6 protein-coding genes are annotated in these 6,655 nt (G+C 66.8%); 1 reads left to right on the plus strand and 5 read right to left on the minus strand.

Annotation, left to right across the window (positions count from 1 at the left end; translation table 11 throughout):
• Positions 1–207: 207 nt before the first annotated feature.
• The 4 genes from PGH47_RS43065 to PGH47_RS43080 form a co-directional block, all read right to left on the minus strand.
• Entirely contained in the window at positions 208–507 is a 300-nt protein-coding gene (locus tag PGH47_RS43065) for a hypothetical protein (protein ID WP_271668457.1), read from the minus strand.
• Positions 508–570: 63 nt separating this feature from the next.
• Positions 571–762, minus strand: a complete 192-nt coding sequence (locus PGH47_RS43070; RefSeq protein WP_271668458.1) for a hypothetical protein — start codon at positions 760–762, stop codon at positions 571–573.
• Positions 763–1,351: 589 nt separating this feature from the next.
• Positions 1,352–1,540, minus strand: coding sequence for a hypothetical protein (locus PGH47_RS43075; RefSeq protein ID WP_271668459.1), 189 nt, complete (start codon positions 1,538–1,540; stop codon positions 1,352–1,354).
• A 25-nt stretch (positions 1,541–1,565) separates the two neighbouring features.
• A complete protein-coding gene (locus tag PGH47_RS43080) occupies positions 1,566–4,337 on the minus strand; it encodes a S8 family serine peptidase (RefSeq protein ID WP_271668460.1) in 2,772 nt (923 codons plus the stop codon).
• 276 nt (positions 4,338–4,613) lie between these two features.
• Between PGH47_RS43080 and PGH47_RS43085 the strand changes: the two genes are divergently transcribed.
• Positions 4,614–5,390, plus strand: a complete 777-nt coding sequence (locus tag PGH47_RS43085; RefSeq protein WP_271668461.1) for an AfsR/SARP family transcriptional regulator — start codon at positions 4,614–4,616, stop codon at positions 5,388–5,390.
• 177 nt (positions 5,391–5,567) lie between these two features.
• On the opposite strand, the gene PGH47_RS43090 is transcribed toward PGH47_RS43085, so the two are convergent.
• Positions 5,568–5,831 carry a hypothetical protein gene (locus tag PGH47_RS43090; RefSeq protein WP_271668462.1) on the minus strand — a complete coding sequence of 88 codons (264 nt, stop codon included), beginning with the start codon at positions 5,829–5,831 and terminating at the stop codon, positions 5,568–5,570.
• Positions 5,832–6,655: the final 824 nt, after the last annotated feature.

The following is a 6,655-nucleotide window of genomic DNA, read 5'->3' on the forward strand; positions in this document are numbered from 1 at the left end:
TAGCTCCTCGTGCATGCCCATGAAACACAAGACGGGAAGGCATTAAGCGGTTCAGCCTGCGGAGATCCTCGACGGCGCCCCTGCCGGGGGCCGGGCTTCCGTACCATCACGCTCGTTGGCCACAGCGATGCAGATGCTGGCCATTGGCTGCCGGGCGTGCATCTCCCCGGCCGAAGGTTCTCGGCAGCGGCCGGGGAGAGACACCTTCTAGATCGGGCCGAACCATGTACAAGGTTCGCCCGGCTCACAGCTCCAGCCTCGGTCGTCCAGGCTGCCCACGGCAGGCGGGTCATTGACGTCGGAGCCGAAGGTCGACTTGGGCGGGGGCTCCTCCACCACAAAGCCCTCCTTGAACTCCTTGTCTTGGGGATTCTCCTTGTAGCGGTAGACGCGCACCCTCTTGAGGAAGGGTCCGTACGTGTCCCAGCGTCGCTCTATCGAGCCCAGAACAGGGAGGTTGAGCCGGGTACTGGCGTCCTTGGCGCTTGCTTCGGACTTGTCATTCATGCCGCCCTCCTTTCCAGACCTCGCCGACGGCCACGGAGAAGCCGCGGCCGCCGACACAGGGCCTCACTTCAGGAGGGCGCCAACCGCCTTCATGGCCAGAGGCGCCAGGAACTGGAGGAAATCCGCCTCGACGCCGGAACCGTTCTCCATGCCGGCGGCCTTCGGAGCTGCGGCGGTACGGTCGACCGCTGGCGCCTGGAGGGGCGTCCGCAGGACGGCCGACGGGGCCGCTCGTTGATTGAAGTCCTCGTTCATGTCCATGTCCTTTCCATACAGGGGCGAGGCGTCATGCCTTGCCGGAGAGCCATGCGTCCAGGGCTCCCTTGACTCCGTGGCCGATCAGCTGCCAGGGCATTGCCCAGTTCGCCTGTGCGCCTGCTGAGTAGGCGTCGAGGTGTCCTGGGCCGGCAGGACTCCTGTCGATCGCGGGCGCCTGCAAGGGCGTCCGGGGGGTGACGGACGGGGCTGCACCCTGGGGGATTTCGCTGTTCATCCCGATGTCCTCTCAGGGTCGGCAGGGGCGGCGGGAGTCCAGGCCCCCGCCACGCTGCGCCGATAACGGCGGGACGCCCTCTTAGAAGAAGATGTCCTTCGCGATGCTCAGGGCCTTACCCCAATTGAAAGCGGCAGCCTCGAGGCCGGAAGCATCTTCGCCGGAGCCCCTGGGCCCGATGGGGTCGCGGTTGATGGCGGGGGTTTGGAACGGCGTCCTCGGAGCGCCGGACGGAGCCGGCATCTCCTCGCGCCGCGTAGGCGACTCGTTCATTCTTCTCTCCTTTCACCTGGTGAGTGGCCGGCGAGCGGTTGCCGCCGGAGACTGTGTGCTCTGCGCCCGCTGCTGGATTCAGAGCGCTTCCGACCGCTGCGCGTAGCACATCTGCCGTGCAGGTCCCCAGAGTTCGGCGCAACCCGAGCGTGCGGCCTGCACACCGTGGTCGTCGTGCTGCTCCTCCGGCTCCTGCCACGGTTCGCGGCAGACCGGCGGCGCCTGCAGCGGAAGTGAGACAGGCAGTGGGTTTCTGGTCTTGTCCATGAGGGACTCCTCGAGGCTCCGGCAGTCAGTAGCTGCCGATGAATGTGTGGACCGGAGCGAGGCTGACTGGCACTTCGCCGCTCACATCGAACGTGAACAGGTACGACACTGGCGCCCGCTGGTCGTTCTCCGGGTCGAAGAAGGTCAGGACGACGTCCATGCAGACCGCACCGTGGCGGCAGAAGGGGCTCTTGGACACTGTGACGGTGTCCAGCGAGTAGAAGTTGTTGCTGCTGCCGGGGACGTGCTCCGCGGAGAGGATGCCGTCCTGGATCTCGTGGCCGACCAGGAACGCGTTGGTGCCCGCTGCGTTCAGCGCGCGGTCGGCGGCAGTCTGGCCGAGGTTGCGGAATTTCCAGTAGACCTTCGACAGCAGGGCACGTACGGACTTCTCGAGGAACTCGCCCTTCTTGCCGGCGAACTCCTTGCGGACCTGCTTCTCGGCGTCGTTCTGCTGCGCCAGGGACCCGCCCTCGTCCTTGACCTTCTGGCGTGCCTCTTGGACGCGCTTCTCGACCACCGCGGAGATCACTGCCTTGACCAGCAGCGTCTCATTCCAGGTGAAGAGGGCGCGGCTCTTGACCTCGACCACGGGAACGACTTGGCCACTGAACAACCGGACCGTGCGGTCCGTGAGGACTCCTGGTATCGAGACTCGGGAGATGAAGTCGAGGTCCTTCGTGTTCTTGGCCTGCCCGACGATGGCGTCCCGGAAGGTCCGGTGGATGACGGAGACCGGCGGGTAAGAGAGGGTCTCGAGGACCTGGGCGAGCTTGTCCTTGTCGCCTGCGGCGCTCTGGGACTGTTCCTGCACCTTGTCAGTGGAGTCCTTGAGATCCGAGATGATGGGGCGGGTCCAGTCCATGCCCACCGGCACCTCCGCCTCGAGGGCATAGATCGGCATGGCGTCATGATTGAGCGTCCAGGTCAGCTTGTCGGAGGCCCAGGGGTTCTTGCTCAAGTAGGCGTGCAGTTGCTTGGGGTCGTAGATGTTCGGCTGCTGCTCCTGCTCCGGCTCGCTTCCCGTGGCCGGTTTGACGACGTTCGGCATCAGCTGGCGGAAGCTGTCCCGGACGGCGTCTGTCTGGAAATCGAACCCGATGGTGCCGATCGCGTAGATGAGTTGGCGGCTGTCGCCGTTTACGGGGGCGGCCGCGCTTGCGGCGGTGCCTTGGTTCGGTTGCCCTCCGCATGTTCCGCCGCAATCCGGACAGGACGGGCGTACGCCCTGCTCCACTTGGGAGGGTGTGACCGGGACGGTGGTCGAAGCCGATGGCAGTGGGGCTTGCTGGGCCAATGGCTGCGGCGCCGGTTGGGCCACGGCGTGCGTCATGGGCTGTGCGGTCGGCGGTGCGGCGGGCTGAACCCCGGGCGCAAACTCCGGCTGAGCGAAGGCCTGCTGCATACCCTGCGGTTCGGGCTGCGGTAGCGGGGTTTGCTGGGCCAATGGCTGCGGCGCCGGTTGGGCCACGGCGTGCGTCATGGGCTGTGCGGTCGGCGGTGCGGCGGGCTGAACCCCGGGCGCAAACTCCGGCTGAGCGAAGCCCTGCTGGACACCCTGCGGTTCGGGCTGCGGGATTGCCTGGGGCATGGCCCCCGGCCAGGTAGGCGGGGTCGCGGGCGCGGGGCTCGGCGTCCCGACCGGCGACGGTGCCGCAGCCGGGCCGGCCTGGGGCATCGGCATGGGTGCCTGTGCCTGTGCCTGAGCTGGGGTGGCGGAGGGAGTTTCAGTGGCAGTTTGCGGGACCTCGGCGGCGGACGTACCCTCCGCCGTGTCCCCGGCATGCGCGTGTACGGCGTTCGTGTCCATGACGATGGCGGTTCCTTTCGGTTCGGCGTGATTCGTCAGGGGCGTCAAGATCTCGCCCGCCGGAGACAGGGCCGCGCTTCTCAAGCCCTGGGGAACGGCCGAGGTCCCCTCCCTGACCAGTTCAAAGGCCCGCTCGGCGTCGAGTCGACCGCCGAGGAGCCGGCGGCACTCCGGGGCGTCGTCTGAGGCACACGGTGGACGGCTCGTGGATTCGCGGATGGCCCGGCCGGCGGCGAGCGGGTCGATGGTGCGGCCTTCGGCGATCTGTTGGGCTACGAGCAGCGCGGCTACCCCGGTGACCGCCGGGGTGGCGAAACTGCTGCCCGTCAGCGCGGCAAGCCGGCCGCCGGGTGCGGCGCCATCGATGTCACGGCCAGGGGCCAGGACGCCGTTGGCTCGGTAGGCGGGCCCCCAGTTGTTTATGTCCAGCGGCTTGCCATTGGCATCGGTCGCGCCGACGGCGAGCACGGAGGGGGTGGCGGCCGGAGCCTGGAGACAGTCGCAACCGTCGTTGCCGACTGCCGCAACGACCAGCACTCCGTTGTCCTGGCACAGTCGCAGCGCTCTTTCCAGCAGGGCCTCTGCTCTGCCATCCGGGGTGCGCTCCCCACCGCTGATGTTGATGATGTGCGCCCCCGCCTCCACGGCCCGCTCGACGGCCCGCGCGAGGTCGAGTTGCGGCACGCGGGACACGCGGCCGTCCGGGGCTTCTCGAAATACGGGGAGTAGGAGCCCAGTGCAGCGCGGGATGAGGCCGGCCACCGGAGCCTGCCCGAAGAGCAGGCTGGTGACGTGCGTGCCGTGCAGTGACATTGGCCCGGTACCTGCAGGATCTGACACGAGGGTGGCCAGCCGAGTGAGATTGGCTCCCGCGAAACACGGATGCGTCATGTCGACCGGACCGTCGAGCACGGCGACCCGGACCCCCGGGTCACCGAGAAGCTCGGCTTCCCCAGGTACCCCGCGCAGTACGGACCGAATGTCCATCCGAGCCTCCATTCCAAATGACTTCCCGGCCTTCTTGATACTCGCGAGATTACCAACCGGGCATTTATCGAGTATTTTCTGGGATGTGAAGCAGGTATCGAAAAATCGTTTACGACGCGTTAAGAGGACGCGCTAATGGCGTTTTTTGTGCGTCATTGAACAGTTCACCCTTCACCGATCTGGAGGCATCCTGAGTGACGCCGGACGGAGGATCTTCCAGGTCGGACTTGGTGCCCCCGGTTGCATCGGAATAACGGATCGCGCAAGGTGTTAGCTGTGGCGAACGCACTACGTCTCGAAATCCTGGGGCCATTTGAATTCATCCGTGGCGAGCGAAGAGCCGCCGTACCCGCGGGGGCCCAGCGCCTGCTGGCACTACTGGCATTGCATGAGGACGGGATTCCCAGGCGGGTCGCAGCCGAGCAGTTGTGGCCGGATTGCACCTCGATGCGGGCGGCGGCCAACCTAAGATCAGCTCTGTGCCAGACCCGGAAGACAGCCCCGAAGGCCGTCGTCGGCTGCGACGGGCAGCTCCTCGTGCTGTCCCCGTGCATATCCGTCGACCACCGGGAGGCCTGGCGAGCAGCCGACCGGCTCCTCGATGGCGAGGGCGGAGTACACACGCTGCCGGCGGATGTGGACCGGCTCGTGGACGACCTTGCCCAGCCGATGCTCGTGGGCTGGGACGACGAGTGGCTGGCCCGCGAACGCGAACGCTGGGACCAGATGCGCCCGTATGCGTTGGAAAGCCTGGCCCTCCACTACCTGGCCGACGGCCGATACCTGGCAGCGCAGCAGGCGGCGCTCGCCGCCACCGCAGTCGACCCCTACCGTGAGACAGCGCACCGGATTGCCATCGAGGTCTACGCGGCGGAGGGAAACGTAGCCAGTGCGCTCAAGCGCTACGAGGAGTACAGAAGACGCCTTCAGCGGGACTTGAGTGTGTCACCGTCCCCGCGGATGACCCAGCTGATCCGGAACCTGACCGCCAAGTGGTCTGCGGACTACGACCGCACCCTGGGGGTGGACTCGTCAGCCAGTCGGCCCCGCTGAGCGCCGGCGGCTTGGCTCGGCATGTGGAGCCATGGCGGAGTCGGTGAACTCTGGGGCGCGCCCCTGTGATGAGAAGACCCCCATGGCTGTGATGAGAAGACCCCCATGGCCCAGGGCCGCCGTGGTCTGATGCCGGTCACTGTCCGCGTGCAGCGTGTGGGTAGCCCGTCCGGGCTTTCAGATGGGCAGGTCGTGGTCGCCGAGTGGGTGGCGGCAGCCGCCTCGTTTGCAGTTTCCCTGCGCGTCGACGAGCTGCAGGTCCGGGCACGGGCAGGACAGACAGGGCCTGGTGCCGTTGGGGTCGGGCTCCCAACCGTTCCTCGTCAGCCGCGCTCGGGCGGCTTCCCGGACACCGCTTACCTGGTCGTCGAATCTGCGGAAGGCGGCCTCGTTTTCTTCGAAAGCCTTCTTCTGAGCGTCTGTTAGGTCGTACTGCTCCATATTGTCCTCCCGAGGTGGAGGTGAGGGCGAGGAGTTATCCGCCCTACGCCCACAATGACCCGACGGGCCTCTGCTTGCACGTCGAGCCCGAGGTGAAGGGGCCTGTGGCGCTCCCGAAGCGTTTCGCCCCAAGGACCACGAGCCGCCTCATCGTTGCTTGAGCCAGAGGGTTCCTGCCGCCGGTCAGATCCGGCACTGACGGCGGGTTGGTCGACCGCTTTGTGGAGGTGGGCTTCGGTGCGGGTGTTGCAGCTGTCGGCGGGGTCGTTGCCGGTGTTCGAGTGGCGGAACTTGTTGCGGTCGTAGCCGTCGGGGGATTCCGGGGCCGCCGGCAGGCCGGCGAGGGCGGCGGCCGGGGGCAGGGAGGCTGCGCAGCACAGCGCTGGCCGTGCACTGTTGATAGCCGCTCTCCAGGGGGCGTGATCAGCCGTTTCGTCCGGGCGCCGCCCGTGTGAGTGGAGTTCTGTGAGTGGAAAGTTCATATCGGAGAGACGATTCGGCCTGGCCTGTGGCTTCGTTGGTCAGACAACCGCCCCGTACGGAGTGCTGTGACCGCGCCTCTCTACGCGAATGTCTCAGTCACCCTCGTTCGGCAACGGGCAAGCCCGCACTAACACCCGGGAAGCGTCCTCTCCCATCCCAACGCCCTTTGCAGGTATCAAGGGTGTCTCAGTTGCGAGTCCTGTTCCTGGGCCTGTTTTGGCAGTTCTATCCCGGCCCAGAGCCGGTGGTTGGGTGGGAGGCCCATGGCGACGAGGCAGTTGATGAGCATCCCGTATGCCGTGAAGGTCGTCGTCTCGCCGACGTCGGCGCCCAGCGGCAGG

The sequence above is a fragment of the Streptomyces sp. HUAS 31 genome (assembly GCF_028198125.1).
Lineage (GTDB): Bacteria > Actinomycetota > Actinomycetes > Streptomycetales > Streptomycetaceae > Streptomyces > Streptomyces chartreusis.

Excerpts from the sequence above, each read along its gene's own strand:
- PGH47_RS43065 (WP_271668457.1), bottom strand. The coding sequence starts at position 507 with ATGAATGACAAGTCCGAAGCAAGCGCCAAGGACGCCAGTACCCGGCTC.
- PGH47_RS43070 (WP_271668458.1), bottom strand. The coding sequence starts at position 762 with ATGAACGAGGACTTCAATCAACGAGCGGCCCCGTCGGCCGTCCTGCGG.
- PGH47_RS43075 (WP_271668459.1), bottom strand. The coding sequence starts at position 1,540 with ATGGACAAGACCAGAAACCCACTGCCTGTCTCACTTCCGCTGCAGGCG.
- PGH47_RS43080 (WP_271668460.1), bottom strand. The coding sequence starts at position 4,337 with ATGGACATTCGGTCCGTACTGCGCGGGGTACCTGGGGAAGCCGAGCTT.
- PGH47_RS43090 (WP_271668462.1), bottom strand. The coding sequence starts at position 5,831 with ATGGAGCAGTACGACCTAACAGACGCTCAGAAGAAGGCTTTCGAAGAA.